We start from the raw sequence: 14,988 nt of genomic DNA, 5'->3' as shown, positions 1-14,988 counted from the left end.
AACCTCGAAAACCCGCCCCTCCACTGGACGGGAAATAAACAAGGAAAGGTAGGGGCGGGTTTCACCAACCATAAACGCCAAAAATTGCTAACCTCGAAAACCCGCCCCTCCACTGGACGGGAAATAAGCAAGGAAAGGTAGGGGCGGGTTTCACCAACCATAAACGCCAAAAATTGCTAACCTCGAAAACCCGCCACTCCACTGGACGGGAAATAAGCAAGGAAAGGTAGGGGCGGGTTTCACCAACCATAAACGCCAAAAATTGCTAACCTCGAAAACCCGCCCCCACTTAATAAACTTCATCATGAGTGCCGATGTCTAGCAGAACAATGACTTCTGTGTTTGTTTCAGCATCCTGCTCAATAGAGAAGACAACACGACAATCATAACCACAAGAACAAGACTGAAAACCGTCAAGTTGACCGCTTAGTTTATGAGTACCTAAGCCAGGGAAAAATACGTCTGCTTCCATTTGTTGAAGAATATCTTCAATGCGCTGCTGGAGGTCAGCATTTCGCCTCACAAACTTTTGGAATGCCCGTTTGAATTTAGGCGTTAAAATCAGCCGTCTCATAATTCTGGCTCGTCGTACAAAGACTGGCGCAAAGCTGCAACGACATCCTCGGCTGATTGCTGTCGAAATTGACCTGCACGGAAATCAGCCAAAGTTTGTTGGGCATCCAAAGCTATTTCTGCACGGCGACTTTCGCGGTGACGGTTTTGTAGAATTTTAATCAACATTTCCTGCTGTTCATAGGTTAGATTCAAAGCAGTTTCTAGCACTTGGTCAAGGGTATTCATATCATTTATCTTGATGGTACTTCAAACTCAGTAGATTTAACCACATTCATACCCGCCGCTGCAAATCTTTGAAAAGTTGCATCTGCTGCTTCCGTAAAATCAACAACACCAGGAACAACCACAGGCGAAGTACAATCTTCCAACAAATAAACCTTCTTTGCTAACTCCGAATCCCGCGCCAAAATTTCCGTCAATAAATCATCAATTGTCCAAGCAACGCAATGACTTTTAGCTTGTCCAGCAATAATGACTGCATCAAAATCCAGCAACTTATCAATAAAACTAACATTCTTTTGAGCGATCGCACTCCCATCCGCCCCTTCTAAAACTTCCGGCTGCAAAACAGAATAGTTTTCGGTGAGGGGATTGCCACCTTTGATTTCAAAAATGGCTTGAGTTTCGCGGGCGATGCTATGGAAAAAAATAGCTTCTTCCACCGCCGAAACCAGCGCGTGTCCGATACCACCAAGCATCGAGTGATAGGGCCAAATTGTCAAGGGATATTTGCCATTATCGCTAAGTTTCTGCACGTAATGCAGAGCGTGTTTTTCCAGGGCCGAAAAATTGCCCCCGCTGAGGCTATCAGCCACGGCAGGATTAACTTTCCAAACACCTTTGGCAACATCTTCTAGGCTAATGGAAGTTACGGCTGGTTGCGGATGTTCCCCTGCTGCATTTATCCAAAAAATTGGATGAAAAATTTGCATAGCCGTATGGGTATCCATAGTGGGCGCGATTGTAGTAATTCTGTCTAAATTGCGGTAAATGAACTCGCACAGTCGCAGATTGTCATCAATAGCACCACTACCCGAACGCCCACCCACAAATAATTCAAATTCCGGCAAACAAAAAGTATTTTGGGCATCAATTATCAACAAACAAATACGGTGGGTGTCCCTAGCAGCAGGCAGAATACTGTGTTTCACAGCCCATTCTTTAGCTTGAACAGCACGTTCTTGATAACACACCCGCCAGACTTCGCTGACTTTCTTCGGGTCAAAATACTCAGGAATGGGGAGTAAACTGTTTGCAGTCATGGCTAATTCACTTGACAGTGGATTTTCACAAAAACTTAAATTGACAATCAAAAATATTCAACCCTTAGTCAACCCATCTTTCTACCCGCTCTTTCTCTGCGCTCTCTGCGCCCTCTGCGGTAAAAAAAAATTAAAACTTTAGGAAATTAGACTATCATAATCAATGATAACCCAAGTTTCCGGCATTGCCAACTAATTTTAAACTTTCGTTATCGCCCACAGACCTAACTACAAACCAGTGAAAGTGTTACCCATAATCCAAATAGCTATTTAGGGTGAGTTATGCCACAAGCACAAAATCGAAATTATCCCCGGAATATTTTTAAACGCAAATTATTTTTTTTATCGATCGCCCTTTCACTATCCCTGTTCATTCTAGCAACTAAATCTTCCTACCTTCAAGATTTTTTAAGAACAGTGCTCATCCAGATCCAGGACTTAGGGTGGTGGGGACCAGTCGCATTTGTAGCCACTTACAACTTAGCTACTATACTATTTATACCAGGTGCTGTTTTGACCCTAGGAGGTGGGGTGCTGTTTGGGCTGTGGTGGGGTTCAGTCTACGTGTTTGTAGCGGCAACTTTAGGAGCCACCTTTGCTTTTCTGATTGGGCGATACTTGTCGCGCGATCGCCTGCTAAAATATATGGCAGCCCATCCCAAGTTCCAAGCTCTCGATCGCGCAATTTCTCAACAAGGATTAAAAATAGTATTTCTGAGTCGTCTTTGTCCTTTATTTCCTTTTAATTTATTGAATTACATTTTGGGGATTACCCAAGTTTCTTTGAAAGATTATATCCTCGGTTCCTTGGGGATGATACCAGGAACTATTCTGTATGTTTATTCCGGTTCTTTGGTAGGAGATTTGGCGGCCATAGGCGTAGCAACAGGGTGTACTAATCCCCAAGATTCCGCAGTAAAATGGTCGATAAATATCATCAGTTTTATAGCAACAGTCGCTATTACTATCTCTCTCACTCGGATAGCTCGCCAAGCTTTGGATGAAAGTGTTTAATTAGGAGAATTTGCTAATGTCACACTCAAAAGTCGATCGCGTCACAGTCCCCCCGATGGACGAACACAACCAAAAATTAGTCTCCTATTTACATCCATCAAATTGGGTAAATCCCCAGCCAGCTAGCTGTTACAACTTAGTAGTAATTGGAGCCGGACCCGCCGGATTAATTGTGGCCGCCGGTGCCGCAGGCTTGGGTGCGAAAGTTGCTTTGATTGAAAAACATTTGATGGGAGGCGATTGCTTAAATGTCGGTTGCGTGCCTTCAAAATTGCTGATTCGTGCGTCTCGTATTGTCGCTGATATCTCGGAAGCAAGTAAATTTGGTGTTAGCGTTCCTAACGGTACAGAAGTTGATTTTTCCGCGGTGATGGAAAGACTGCGACGCATTAGGGCCGACATCAGCGATGTTGATTCTGTGCAACGATATCAGGACAAATTAGGAGTCGATATATTTCTAGGTTCAGGTCGTTTTACTAGCAACAATACAGTAGAAGTGGCTGGTCAAACTCTCCGCTTTAAAAAAGCAGTAATTACCACAGGTGCAAGGGCGCTACAACCGCAAATTCCCGGTTTAGAAGCAACTGGATATCTGACTAATGAAACTGTGTTTAACCTTACCGAAAAACCTCAGCGTTTAGCAGTAATTGGTGCAGGTCCGATCGGGTGCGAATTAGCTCAAGCCTTCCGCAGGCTGGGTTCAGAAGTCGTGTTATTCCACAAAAATGCTCACATTTTGGATAAGGAAGATGTCGATGCTGCTAACATTGTGCAGCAGGCTTTTGTGCGGGAAGGAATTCAGTTAATACTTGAATCGAAAATAGAGCGCGTTGAGTCAACAAATACAGGCAAAGTAATTTATTATAAATGTCAGGGTAAAGCTGGTACTGTAACAGTAGATGAAATTCTCCTAGGCACCGGGCGATCGCCCAATGTCGAAGGATTGAATTTGGAGGCTGTGGGTGTTGATTACAATACAAAAACTGGCGTATTTGTCAATGACAATTTGCAAACTACTAATCCCCACATTTACGCGGCGGGCGACATTTGCATGAAGTATAAATTCACTCACGCTGCTGATTTTGCGGCGAGGATTGTCATTCAAAATACGCTGTTTTTCGGACGCAAAAAGCTCAGTGCTTTAACGATTCCTTGGTGTACTTATACTATCCCAGAGGTAGCCCACGTTGGAATTGGGGAAGCGGAGGCTAAAGCTAAAGGGACTGATATCGATACATTTTTGATTCCTTTCAGTCAAGTCGATCGCGCAATTATAGACGGTGAAGATGAAGGTTTTGTGAAAATTCACGTCAAGAAAGGTAGCGATAAAATATTAGGTGCAACGATTGTGGCGAGAAACGCCGGAGATATGATTAGCGAAATTACTTTAGCAATGGTTAACAATATTGGTTTAGGAAAAATTGCTAGCGTCATTCATCCCTATCCGACACAAGCTGATGCAATTCGGAAAGCAGGAGATGCTTACAATCGTACTCGCTTGACACCGTTTGTGAAGAATTTGTTTAATAAATGGCTGGCTTGGACTCGATAACATAACTCGGCGGTTGAAACCGCTACTACACAAACAAAGTCCGCCTGCGCTGACTGGATGAGGGGTATTTTTAGGTTTCTGTTGCTGTTTCAAATACAACGTCTTCATACAAAAGGGCGATCGGCAAATTAAACCCAATACTTGATAGAGTGATAATCTCCCCAGCAGTGTAAGAATAGTACAGCCACATTTTCCCCTCTCCCCGACAATAACGTTCCACAAAAATCTTTTGTGAATCAATCAAGATATACTCTTGCAAAGTCGGAATTTTCAGGTAACAAGTAAATTTTTCATCCCGATCTTTAGCACTTGTACTGGGAGAAAGAACTTCCACAATGATTTTAGGATTCTGGATGAATTGGCGGGAATTCAAGTCTTGAGCATCGCAACTGACTATCACATCAGGATAGTAATAACGGCTTTGAAAACTGACTTGCAATTTCACATCTGACACGTTCATCCGACAGCCTCTCGAACGTATATGAGGACGTAATGCAGTATAAAAATTAAGTGCAATATCGTTATGAGGAATTGTACTACCTGTCATCGCAAAAACTTCGCCGTTGACATATTCGTGGCGAATCTCTTGTTGAGCTTCCCATGCTAGGTATTCCTCAACCGTCATTTTTTGGGGTGTTTGGGGAATTGCTATCATATTTTTTTTAGGGCGATTTGCATAAACTCGGAGACTCCTGCGACATCTCTTCAAAAGCGCAATGGAGAAGTCATCATGATGGTGAATTACACAACTGAATCGGAGAAAGCTTGGTACAAGTCTCCAGCGATTGTAGCTGCTTTGGGTGTCAGCGCGATCGCCCTTGGAGCATTCATTTACCCAGAACTTGCCACTCAACCGATCGTACACTACCGCGCTGACGATAACTCGCTTTCAGCCGATCGCTACACCTTGCAGAGACAAACCCACTGTCAACTCAGCAGCCAACATTACAAACCCGGAGATACCGCTGTCAGCATTCCGTTTGCCGATCGCGCCCTAGTCACCAAAACCATCTCCCTTAGCAACCGTTTAACCCTCATGGGGGAATGTCAACACAACGGGCGATCGATTACCAAAAAACAACCAGGAACCTCTCTTGTTGCCTTATTGGAACGGAGTCAAAATGCCATTCAACAACAACATCAAACCAACAAAAATCCCGGCATACTAACCATTCTAGCCAATGACTTCGAGCCACGTCAAGGCGAACGGGCGATCGATTTCAATCGAGTCAAAACCCTAGTTGATGACATGGAAAAACAAGGAGTAGTCATCTCATTTATCGTGCCGCAAGGGCAATTATACGAAGACCTAACCAACCAATTGAGCAGCAAAGATAGTGTCTGCGTTTTAGATGAAAGCAAAGACGAAGATGCAGTGAGGCGATCGATGACACCTTGCATAGATGCAGCCTTTAGCAAAGCCAGAAAAATGACAACTCAATCAAATTGATTCACTTCGGATATTTCTTAGTCCGCGCAGGCGGACTTTGTGTGTGTAGACGCGGTTTCAACCGCGCCCGTCATAGAAGGAATAGCCAAACAATTTATCAAAATTCTGCATAAACCTTCAATCCGTAGCGACACTAACTTATCAAGCAAAAACAACAAGATAAAACCCATGAATTCTACCAATAATCACTATAACTCTGCCGCCAGCATCATCGCATGGCAATACCTTCCCCAACAATTAACCGCCCTACTCCCCGAACAAATCAAAGCCCAAATGAGTCAGCGGGAAAAACGATATGCAGAAGGAGAAAAAGCCAAAACACGGATTAACGATTTAACACCTTTAGCGAGGCGCAACCCCAACCCGGAAACAAAAAAAATAGTCAATATTGCGGTAGGAATAATGAGCGCACTTACCTTCAGTGCGGGAGCGCAAATACTGACTTCTCGCTTGGCAAGTATGAGCATTCCAGCGAGTTTGTTCATCGGCGGCGCTGCGGGGGTGGTGGCGGACAAAAAAGTGATGAAAGTGATGGAACATCATCGCAAAAAAGTAGCACCATGCAAGCCTTGAAAGACATCGAAAAACAAAAACAAGCCGACCCCCCAAAAAATGAATTTGGCGAAACTTTTTACCAATCTCAAACTGCCTTAGTCCTGAAAGTAGAAGGTCAATATTTGAACAAACTACCCTTTAGCGATGTCGGTTTAGCCCTGGGATTGAGCGGCACCGAATACGCGATGTCTCTGGGAATTGTCATCGGGTTGGGATTACCGGGGGGAATTGTGTTAAATGCGATCGCCGCCAGCCTACCCGTGGTAATGTTATGGGGAGCCGCATCACTGCAAAACGACGCCTTTGAAATGCCCGGACACAACCGTTCCCTAATCGGACAATACGAAAGCAGCCTCCCGATAGAAATCACCGAAATCGCAGCAAATCAGATTGCTGTAATCGACGAAGAAATTGCTCTGAAACAGCGAGAACTCGCCTACGAGCAAGCCTTAAAAGTGCGACGCGAAAAATTTATCAGCGAAGGCGACACCAGCGGGCGATTGAAAAATTGGGACATGGTAGAAGCCGACTTCCAAATCGAGTGGTACGAAAAAGAAAAACATCAAATCGAAAAAGAACAAGACGAAAAACGGGAACAGCGGTACTTTAAGTTTCAAGCCGATGTTGCTCAAATGGCCGAACAATATGAACCGCCCGCTGGTACTTATTCACCGGAACAAATGGCGCAGTTGAAAATTGAATGGGTGGAAGTCCAAGAACAAAAATTGAAGGAAAGTTTCGCCCACGACATTCAGTGGTTGAATCACAAATACGGGAACAAAATCAAGCATTACGAGGAAGAAATCACCACAGCGCGACAGCGTTACGCAGAAGCCGAATCTCGGTGGCGGGAAGAACGACATTCTGATGCCATGAAGGATACTGTTTGAGACTGAAACCCTCTGTATCTCTCGTTTGTATCGCAGTCTAGATCCCCCTAAATCCCCCTTAAGAAGGGGGACTTTGAACTGAAACCTCTCCTTTGTATCGCAGCCTAGATCCCCCTAAATCCCCCTTAAAAAGGGGGACTTTGAACTGAAATCTCTCGTTTGTATCGCAGTCTAGATCCCCCTAAATCCCCCTTAAAAAGGGGGACTTTGATCCGATTCTTGTCCCCTCTTAAACAGACTTTGAAAGCTCTTGTCCCCCCCTTCTTAAGGGGGGCTAGGGGGGATCTAGCCTTAACCGTCAAACAGCCGTCTCTGATTGGGTTTAACCTTAAGTTGACACGAAGAAGGGCACGGTGCAATGTCCTCGCATCGGGGACACCACAAAAAACTTTCCCTAAATCTGCATAAACTCTCCAACCCCATGGAAAACTGCGAAACTGTTATCCCAGTGACAAACCGGAGGCAAATTGTCATGTACTAGCACGGCGCTTGTTGTTGAAAGACCCTCCCGATAAATTTTCTGTAATTGCCAAAGAGTTAAACATTAACTATCAAACTTTCAAGTCTCACTGGAAAAGAACAGGTTTACCTCTTATCAAAGAGATTGCACTTAAGTTTGGATATCAACCGGAGGAATAATGGTGAATAGCATGGATACTTATTTGTTAGAAATTCCTCTGGAGCAAACTGCACGCAATTTGGCTCTGCAATTTGCTTCGGAGCAAGCTAATCCGCAAAAAGGCAAACGGGTTTATTTCAATACCCTTGCGGTTTGGGCGGTTAACTATTTTTTGGAATGGATGGAACTGGAAACTGATATTGATGGCGGTGATAGTTGGAATCCAGGAATGCGGGCGGTTTTGGATGTTGCTGATTTAGTCTTACCGGGAATTGGCAAGATAGAATGCTGTCCGGTGATGCTTGGAGAAACGGCGATTTCTCTGCCGGAAGTGCGCGAAAATCGGATTGCTTATATCGCTGTTCAGTTTGCGGAACCTTTCGATAAAGTTAAACTTTTGGGGTTTATTCCGGCTGTGGAAATTGTGGAGGAAACTGAAGCGATTTCTCTCACTAATCTCAAACCAATTGAGGAATTGTTGGATTATTTGGATCGGATTGAGTTGGCAATTCCGCTGTTGCAAGGTGAAATTGACGAGTTGCTATCGGATTTGGCAGAAGATGACCCCGTACAAGCACAAGTCCGGGAGAAGTTGCAAAACAAATCTATTTCGGAAATTGTGGCAATTTTGAATGGAGTTTATCGCAGTAGTGAGAAATCTGACTGGGGATATGAAGGGGGGAAGGCTTTGGCGGGAAGTAGAAATCTATCTTTCTCAAGTCATAAATCTTCACCTGTTGAGAAGGTTTCAGATATGGAGGAGGAGGTGAAAGCGGAACTGAATCTGATTGCTGAAGAGTTGTTGGAAAAATTAGCTGAAATTTGGGGAGATGGCGATGAATCGTAGGGCACCCACTGACTAAAGAAACCGGGTTTTTGGCCGCATCTGCGGGTGGAAACGAAATATTGTCGTAAAAACCCGGTTTCTGGGCCCCATGCGTAAGTCCTATAATTTTTCGGGAATTTTGCATAATTTCCCCCCAAATTGGCGATAGATATATATACACAAAATCAAAGGTAAACTCCAACGGAAATTACTGATGATATTCTTAGTTTGGGGACGGGTTTTTTGTGTGCGGGTGCTCGCAGTGTGGTCAGCACTTTGTGGAAGGTTGAGCCGGTAACGGGGCTGTTTTCCATCTTTTATTATCAGTATCGCCAGAAAGGTTTGAGTCGTCCAGAGGCGTTACGAGACGCACAGGTGAGGTTGCGGACAATTTCGGGTGAGGGGTTGCACCAGCTTTGCGATCTGATTATTAAGAAATTAAATGGGAAATTGCTTAAGGTGCAGGGGGAAAAGGAGGAGTTAAAATTGCGGCAGAAATCCTACAAGAGAGGGAAGGTTGAGTATAAGGAGTTGAAGGATAAGTTGCTGGGAATAGTGAAGCCGGAGAGTAAGATTCAGGAAGAAATTGAATGGTATAAAGGTATGTCAAAACAATTTTCAGCGATGCCGAATCCTTTTGATGATTTGATTTATTGGTCGGGGTTTATTTGTCAGGGTTTGCATTAATTTCTTTAGGACTGCCGCCGTAAAAATCAAAGAAACCCAGCTTAAATACCGCGTTTATCTCTTAGTCCGCGAAGGCGGACTTCGTTTGTGTAGACGCGGTTTCAACCGCCGAGGTTTCTTTAAAAATCCCCTTCATCCACTTGGAATACAGTCAATCCCAAGCCTCTCCACATATCCACAACTTGCTGGCGATCGTCCAAAACAAACTTAATGTTATACTTGCCTTCAATATGCTGCCGATAAATTTCCTCCTTCATAATCGCATCCTTCCTCATATCTCCCGTTTTCCGCAGATAAAGACCAGCATAATTCACCTCATGCTGCTGTAACCATTTTTCTGTTTGAGGCTGACAATCATCGGTTCTGCCCGAAACTACGATAATATTAACGCTAGACTGCCACTTGTGGATGGTATCTAGGACGGGCTGATTGGGTAAATCCCGATCGCACTTAGAAGCATCAAAAGGATTTCTACCATTCAAAAGCGATAAAGTACCATCCATATCCACAATAATTGCATCGGGCAATTCGGGATTATATGCCGGTGGCTGAACGGGAACCCGGACATACTTATTGTACATCTTCATTATCACATCTTTGCCCACAGAATTGAGTCTTTTCAAATCCCGTTTAATACATTCCTCCACCGGAACTTGCAGGAAAGAATCATTAACTTCTACAATAGCTTGACCTTTGACCAACTCTTTAATATGTTCGATATGGGGACCAAAGTTAGTATCATCAACAATGACGTGTTTGCCATTTTCTAAAGCCATCAAAATAATCGTATCTCTCAACTGCATTATAAATTTCTCATTGGCTGGCGACCAATGAGAAGCATGGGCCATTTCTCGCAACAAATCTTTATTGCTACGAACCCATTTAGTCGGTTCAGATAGCAGCAACTCTTTCGCAAATTGAGATTTTCCTGAAGCAGGTAAACCGACAAGTATAATAACTCTTTTCATGGTAAATTGGTAATTTGCAACTTAATTCTTTAGTCCGCGCACCATCCGGACTTTGTTTGTGTAGTCGCGGTTTCAACCGCCGATTCTCTGCAAACCTCACAAACCTAAATGGATGTAATCTAAACCCAATAACTCCTCTATCTTAGGAATATTAACATCCCGGAGAGCTTCTTTGACACCGGCAACTCTCTGGGCGCGCAAGGAAAACAAAATCCCAGAATAGGGTAAATGCTTCACAGCCAATGCAAAATCTTTCTGAACTTCGATAGATTCATGCTGTCGGTAAACCTCCTCAATTTCTTGAACCAATGATTGATATTTCTCCTTAACTTTTTGGTACAATTCCGTCCACTCAGGAAAATAAGCTAAAAATTCTTCTCCTTCATTAGTTAAAACAATCTCAATCATCCGGCGTGTAGAAAAGCCTTCACGCAGATGAGAAATGGCGACATATTGAGGAGATTTGACTTTAATTCGGTTGAAATGAGCATCGCAGATAATATATCCTTCTGAATCCATCGGCTTTAAGTTATTAGCGGCTTCTATAGCTGCTTCTAAGCTAGTTAAAGGATAGGATTTGACTAATTGCCATCCATATTTATTAGCCCAAATACTAGGGTCACTTTCTAGCCTAGTTTGAGGGTTGCGAACTCCGTGGAGCACAATTTGATTGTTTTTTTGTTGAACAACTATGCGATTGTAAGGTGTCATTAACTCAAAGATAAAACATTGGTCGGTTTCTGCTGGTAATTTGTATCCCAATTCTTGCCATACTTTCCAAAATAGTGTAGCAAAGCTAAATCCAAAACCGTTAACTTCGCCGGCTGCGTCGGGGGTGCCGCTAGATTGGACTCTCCATTCTCCATGGTAAAAGTAAAGTACAATCAGAGAACCATCAAGTTTTTCGTAAACTTTGGCACTGTTCCAATCAATTTTAGCTGCGTGGCTTTCTCCGTAGTTGAAAAATTTGTCGTAGGGATAAGAGACTATCTGCCAATCTTGGGATGAGTCTAAAATGATACCTCGACACTGTTGGACTATTTTTTCTCCCATCGGGGATTCTATCTGCGAGTATTTCAGACAGACTAAATGAGGATATTGGCGATCGCGAGTAACTCTGATATGATAAGTTTCTGACAATTTTTCTAATCCGTGCTGGCGCAAATACTCTTGCAGTTCCACGATCGACTCCTAAATTACTCTCCTTTTCAATCTTATCTGTGGTTGCATATTTTAGCAACTTGGTCAAGATTATAAAAAAACTATTTTTACGGAAAAGCTATGATGGATTGTGTATTTGGAAGCATGGTTGTACATAGGTGAATCGGCTTCTGCAAACAACTGCAATATTTTAATAGAGAGGAAAAAAAGTGAACAAAAACTTTTTAGCTTTGGTAATTTCTGTCTGCCTATTGACTGCTGTAGCACCTACATCGGTAGCTTTTGGAGTGTCGGCATCACCGCAGCGACAAGGAGAAAAAAAACAACTTGCAGAAGCGGGTACTGCGGTTAAAGTAAGTGAAATTTTGGCCAAGTTAAAAGGCAAAACCCAAGTGCCGATTTTTATTCCCAGTCTTCTTGATTCAGAAAAACTTTACTATCAAACTACGGCAAAAACAGATAGCTATACTATTTCAATGGATCTTACAGCAGAGTGTAATGGTGTGACAGCTTGCAGTTTTGGAGAAATTCGAGCTCAAAAAGGTGGTGAGTTTTCGACAAAAATCGAAGGGGTAACTAAGACGTTAAAAAATGTGCAACTGGCGAGGGGTGTGAAAGGAGTTTTTCATAACGGTTGTGGGGCTTACTGCACAGCTTCGGTTGAGTGGAAATCTCAGGGAGTTCTTTATACGGTAGCAATTAAAAATGGACGGGAAGCTGATGTAATTAAGATGGCCAATTCGGCGATTCAAGCTGGGAAGCGGTAAGCTGTGGCGTGTATTTCTACCAGTTGCGATCGCCAATATCGCAATAAAAATTCATATTGTGGGGAGTAAATATATGCTGTGGGGCGAGTCGATCGCCTCACAGGACTAGGCAGAACACTTGATGAGAAATATAATAGACACCTGGTGGTAGTGGCGATCGCAATCTGATATTTATATTTTATCGGCTGAATTATCCGAACCGCCGATTAAAGTCCCCACCTGCGGTAGGCTAGATCAGGTGAATATATTGGCTCATTTCAAGCTCGATCTTATGTCTACAACCGCATCTGCTCCCTCACGAACCGTCCGCATCGGTTCTCGTAAAAGTCAACTCGCTCTAGTTCAAACACACTGGGTGCAAGCAGAGCTACAGAAACATTTCCCGCAACACACTTTTGAAGTCCACACGATGTCCACCCAAGGGGACATAATTCTGGATGTTGCCCTCGCTAAAATTGGTGATAAAGGACTTTTTACCAAAGAATTAGAAACGGGAATGCTTAACAATGAAACGGACTTTGCCGTTCATTCCCTGAAAGATTTGCCAACGAATTTACCGGAAGGTTTAATCTTAGGATGCGTCACCGAACGGGAAAATCCTGCTGATGCTTTAGTTGTACACGAAAAACATAAAGACAAGCAACTCGATACGCTGCCAGCCGGTGCGGTGATCGGTACTTCTTCCCTCCGACGACTGGCTCAATTACGCCACCATTTCCCTCATTTTGAATTTAAAGATATTCGTGGGAATTTGAATACTCGACTTGCTAAATTAGATGACGGTGGTTACGACGCGATTATTTTAGCAGTGGCGGGATTGGAAAGATTGGGTATGGGCGATCGCATCCACCAAGTTATCGCCCCGGAAATCTCCCTCCACGCGGTGGGACAAGGTGCTTTGGGCATCGAATGTCGTGCCGGAGATCCAGAGATCCTGGAAGTGATTAAAGCTCTAGAACACCCGGAAACTGCCCAAAGATGTTATGCTGAACGGGCTTTTCTGCGGGAATTGGAAGGTGGCTGTCAAGTGCCGATCGGTGTCAATACCAAAATTGAAAACGGTCAATTAACTTTAACCGGAATGGTATCTAGTTTAGACGGTTTGCGGTTGGTGAAAGATACTGTGAGTGGCGCAGCCGAAACTGCTGAACTGCTGGGTATTGACCTCGCGCACCGCTTGCGTGCCCAGGGGGCTAGTGAAATTTTGGAGGAAATCTTTAGGGAAGTTCAACGAGGTTCTTGAACTTTTCAATAGCTCTATTTTTTACGGTGTTGGACGCGAATTATCGCCTTTTGTACAATAATAAAAATAATGGGCGATTCGGTTTGGCAAAACAGGTGCATTAGCAGTCTGTTTGTAGAGTTTAGATGGGAGTTTTAAAGAGGACTTAGACCCTGGATTTATGAAACCCGGCTTTTTCTATATCAGGTCGTAAAATTAACGATTTTTTCTAGAGACCGGGTTTCTCTGCGTCAGTCTTAATAATAGTAAACATCCCAATAGAAAATCTACAATCAAACAGCAAAAATTAATCAGTAATCTATTTCAGGGAAAGGCAAAATATGAGCGTTCGGGAAACTCAATTAAGGCTAGAATTGGCAAAGCTTCAGCAACTTTATCGTAAAATGCAGGCCGATAAAAAAGCTTTGCAGCAGCAATTGAAAGAGTTTAAAACTCTGACTGGCAATTTTTCTGATGTAGTTGAGCAAGTTTTGCCGTCTGTAGTTTCAATTTATGTCATGGATTGGGATACGGGAGAAGAAATTTCTTCGGGTAGTGGTTTTTTTGTAACGCCGGACACGATTGTGACTAACTATCATGTTGTGGAAGATATTGCTGATGAAGATTATTTCTATGAGGAAGATGAAGTCGAACAGGTTTTAGTGGAAACTAATGACGGCAAGTTGAGAATGGCTGAGGTGATATTCACTGGTAATGCAGAAGAGGATTTAGCCTTGCTGTTGATTACTGGTTTTGTGCTCGATCTGAAGACTGGCAAACAAGTGGAATCTCCTGAAGAATATCCTCCTTTAGAGTTGTGTTTTGATGTGAAAGTGGGCGATCGAGTAATTGCTGTGGGAAATCCTTTGGGACAGTTGGCTTCTGCTGTAAGTCAGGGGATTATTAGTGGAATTCGGGAACCGGAGGAGTATGAGGAAGGTGAGGATGATGAGGATGATATTGCTGAGGTGAAGGTGTTAGAAACTGATGCGTCGATTAATCCGGGAAATTCTGGTGGCCCGTTGATTAATATGGCCGGTCAAGTTGTGGGAGTGAATGCGTGGGGATTGGAAGATGCTGATAGTTTTAATTTGGCGATCGCCTCCATCGCCCTGGATGACTTTTTAGCTGGTTTTGAGGAGACTTTTGAGGATGATTCTGATGATTAGTTGGTAGTTATTGGTGATTTGTCAAAAGGGCGATCGCACTTTTTGTCACCCCAAATCTAGGTAGATTGGCGGAGATGAATGGAAAGGGCGATCGTTCTTTTTTGCAGATTATATGGTGATTCGCTATGGAGTAAGTTGTTGGGGGTTATTCCTTGGGTGGGGGCGGGTTTATTAAGATTGTTTGTAGGTGATAAAAATTGTCGGTGAACCCGCCCCTACAGGTACGATATAGTTAAGATGCTACCGGATTTGATCTAACAAATAACCAAT

At 43.4% G+C, this 14,988-nt stretch carries 16 protein-coding genes; 10 read left to right on the top strand and 6 right to left on the bottom strand.

Translation table 11 applies throughout. The annotated features are described in order from the left end of the window. Positions 1 to 289: 289 nt before the first annotated feature. Genes AAFP14_RS21255 through AAFP14_RS21245 form a run of 3 tightly spaced genes read right to left on the bottom strand, consistent with a single transcriptional unit; the run spans position 290 to position 1,838 of the window. Positions 290 to 574 (bottom strand): type II toxin-antitoxin system RelE/ParE family toxin, encoded by a 285-nt coding sequence (locus tag AAFP14_RS21255; protein ID WP_341734197.1) that lies wholly within the window; start codon positions 572 to 574, stop codon positions 290 to 292. Beyond that, positions 571 to 801 (bottom strand): hypothetical protein, encoded by a 231-nt coding sequence (locus AAFP14_RS21250; RefSeq protein ID WP_341734196.1) that lies wholly within the window; start codon positions 799 to 801, stop codon positions 571 to 573. Before AAFP14_RS21250 ends, AAFP14_RS21255 begins: the two co-directional genes overlap by 4 nt. Positions 802 to 806: 5 nt before the next feature. Continuing rightward, positions 807 to 1,838, bottom strand: a complete 1,032-nt coding sequence (locus AAFP14_RS21245) for a cysteine hydrolase family protein (RefSeq protein ID WP_341734195.1) — start codon at positions 1,836 to 1,838, stop codon at positions 807 to 809. Positions 1,839 to 2,120: 282 nt separating this feature from the next. Here AAFP14_RS21245 and AAFP14_RS21240 point away from each other — a divergent pair, with 282 nt between their 5' ends. After that, a complete protein-coding gene (locus tag AAFP14_RS21240; RefSeq protein ID WP_341734194.1) occupies positions 2,121 to 2,852 on the top strand; it encodes a TVP38/TMEM64 family protein in 732 nt (243 codons plus the stop codon). Positions 2,853 to 2,868: 16 nt separating this feature from the next. Beyond that, entirely contained in the window at positions 2,869 to 4,404 is a 1,536-nt protein-coding gene (locus tag AAFP14_RS21235) for a mercuric reductase (protein ID WP_341734193.1), read from the top strand. 70 nt (positions 4,405 to 4,474) lie between these two features. Here AAFP14_RS21235 and AAFP14_RS21230 read toward each other — a convergent pair whose 3' ends face one another. Next, entirely contained in the window at positions 4,475 to 5,059 is a 585-nt protein-coding gene (locus AAFP14_RS21230) for a Uma2 family endonuclease (protein ID WP_341734192.1), read from the bottom strand. 75 nt (positions 5,060 to 5,134) lie between these two features. Between AAFP14_RS21230 and AAFP14_RS21225 the strand changes: the two genes are divergently transcribed. The 5 genes from AAFP14_RS21225 (at position 5,135) to AAFP14_RS21205 (ending at position 9,431) form a co-directional block, all read left to right on the top strand. Beyond that, complete coding sequence (locus AAFP14_RS21225) at positions 5,135 to 5,854, top strand: hypothetical protein (RefSeq protein WP_341734191.1); 720 nt, start codon at positions 5,135 to 5,137, stop codon at positions 5,852 to 5,854. A 168-nt stretch (positions 5,855 to 6,022) separates the two neighbouring features. Then, a complete protein-coding gene (locus tag AAFP14_RS21220; RefSeq protein ID WP_341734190.1) occupies positions 6,023 to 6,427 on the top strand; it encodes a hypothetical protein in 405 nt (134 codons plus the stop codon). Then, positions 6,415 to 7,299 (top strand): hypothetical protein, encoded by an 885-nt coding sequence (locus tag AAFP14_RS21215; protein WP_341734189.1) that lies wholly within the window; start codon positions 6,415 to 6,417, stop codon positions 7,297 to 7,299. The genes AAFP14_RS21220 and AAFP14_RS21215 overlap by 13 nt, the downstream gene beginning before the upstream one ends. 638 nt (positions 7,300 to 7,937) lie before the next feature. Further along, positions 7,938 to 8,765 (top strand): DUF1822 family protein, encoded by an 828-nt coding sequence (locus AAFP14_RS21210; protein ID WP_341734188.1) that lies wholly within the window; start codon positions 7,938 to 7,940, stop codon positions 8,763 to 8,765. Between the two features lie 243 nt (positions 8,766 to 9,008). Further along, on the top strand, positions 9,009 to 9,431 hold the full coding sequence (locus AAFP14_RS21205) for a hypothetical protein (protein WP_472851074.1): 423 nt from the start codon (positions 9,009 to 9,011) through the stop codon (positions 9,429 to 9,431). Between the two features lie 119 nt (positions 9,432 to 9,550). Here AAFP14_RS21205 and AAFP14_RS21200 read toward each other — a convergent pair whose 3' ends face one another. Together AAFP14_RS21200 and AAFP14_RS21195 are read right to left on the bottom strand one after the other, a co-directional pair. Beyond that, complete coding sequence (locus AAFP14_RS21200) at positions 9,551 to 10,399, bottom strand: phosphatase domain-containing protein (RefSeq protein ID WP_341734187.1); 849 nt, start codon at positions 10,397 to 10,399, stop codon at positions 9,551 to 9,553. A 96-nt stretch (positions 10,400 to 10,495) separates the two neighbouring features. After that, the gene (locus AAFP14_RS21195; RefSeq protein ID WP_341734186.1) at positions 10,496 to 11,581 is read right to left on the bottom strand and encodes a T4 RnlA family RNA ligase; all 1,086 of its coding nucleotides are present in this window, start codon (positions 11,579 to 11,581) and stop codon (positions 10,496 to 10,498) included. Positions 11,582 to 11,769: 188 nt separating this feature from the next. On the opposite strand from AAFP14_RS21195, the gene AAFP14_RS21190 reads away from it, so the two are divergent. The 3 genes from AAFP14_RS21190 (at position 11,770) to AAFP14_RS21180 (ending at position 14,718) form a co-directional block, all read left to right on the top strand. Further along, on the top strand, positions 11,770 to 12,327 hold the full coding sequence (locus AAFP14_RS21190; protein ID WP_341734185.1) for a hypothetical protein: 558 nt from the start codon (positions 11,770 to 11,772) through the stop codon (positions 12,325 to 12,327). Positions 12,328 to 12,598: 271 nt separating this feature from the next. Next, entirely contained in the window at positions 12,599 to 13,570 is a 972-nt protein-coding gene (gene hemC, locus AAFP14_RS21185; RefSeq protein ID WP_341734184.1) for a hydroxymethylbilane synthase, read from the top strand. 320 nt (positions 13,571 to 13,890) lie between these two features. Further along, positions 13,891 to 14,718 carry a S1C family serine protease gene (locus AAFP14_RS21180; protein ID WP_341734183.1) on the top strand — a complete coding sequence of 276 codons (828 nt, stop codon included), beginning with the start codon at positions 13,891 to 13,893 and terminating at the stop codon, positions 14,716 to 14,718. Positions 14,719 to 14,988 lie beyond the last annotated feature (270 nt).

The sequence above is a fragment of the Microcoleus sp. EPA2 genome (assembly GCA_020882975.1).
Taxonomy (GTDB): Bacteria; Cyanobacteriota; Cyanobacteriia; order Cyanobacteriales; family Microcoleaceae; genus Microcoleus.
Note: the sequence above shows the minus strand (reverse complement) of the source record. Positions and strands in the feature narration are given on the sequence as shown.

Coding starts and splice junctions, on each gene's coding strand:
- AAFP14_RS21230 (WP_341734192.1), bottom strand. CDS start 5,059: ATGATAGCAATTCCCCAAACACCCCAAAAAATGACGGTTGAGGAATAC.
- AAFP14_RS21255 (WP_341734197.1), bottom strand. CDS start 574: ATGAGACGGCTGATTTTAACGCCTAAATTCAAACGGGCATTCCAAAAG.
- AAFP14_RS21215 (WP_341734189.1), top strand. CDS start 6,415: ATGCAAGCCTTGAAAGACATCGAAAAACAAAAACAAGCCGACCCCCCA.
- AAFP14_RS21200 (WP_341734187.1), bottom strand. CDS start 10,399: ATGAAAAGAGTTATTATACTTGTCGGTTTACCTGCTTCAGGAAAATCT.
- hemC (WP_341734184.1), top strand. CDS start 12,599: ATGTCTACAACCGCATCTGCTCCCTCACGAACCGTCCGCATCGGTTCT.
- AAFP14_RS21220 (WP_341734190.1), top strand. CDS start 6,023: ATGAATTCTACCAATAATCACTATAACTCTGCCGCCAGCATCATCGCA.
- AAFP14_RS21180 (WP_341734183.1), top strand. CDS start 13,891: ATGAGCGTTCGGGAAACTCAATTAAGGCTAGAATTGGCAAAGCTTCAG.
- AAFP14_RS21245 (WP_341734195.1), bottom strand. CDS start 1,838: ATGACTGCAAACAGTTTACTCCCCATTCCTGAGTATTTTGACCCGAAG.
- AAFP14_RS21235 (WP_341734193.1), top strand. CDS start 2,869: ATGTCACACTCAAAAGTCGATCGCGTCACAGTCCCCCCGATGGACGAA.
- AAFP14_RS21210 (WP_341734188.1), top strand. CDS start 7,938: ATGGTGAATAGCATGGATACTTATTTGTTAGAAATTCCTCTGGAGCAA.
- AAFP14_RS21250 (WP_341734196.1), bottom strand. CDS start 801: ATGAATACCCTTGACCAAGTGCTAGAAACTGCTTTGAATCTAACCTAT.
- AAFP14_RS21225 (WP_341734191.1), top strand. CDS start 5,135: ATGATGGTGAATTACACAACTGAATCGGAGAAAGCTTGGTACAAGTCT.
- AAFP14_RS21240 (WP_341734194.1), top strand. CDS start 2,121: ATGCCACAAGCACAAAATCGAAATTATCCCCGGAATATTTTTAAACGC.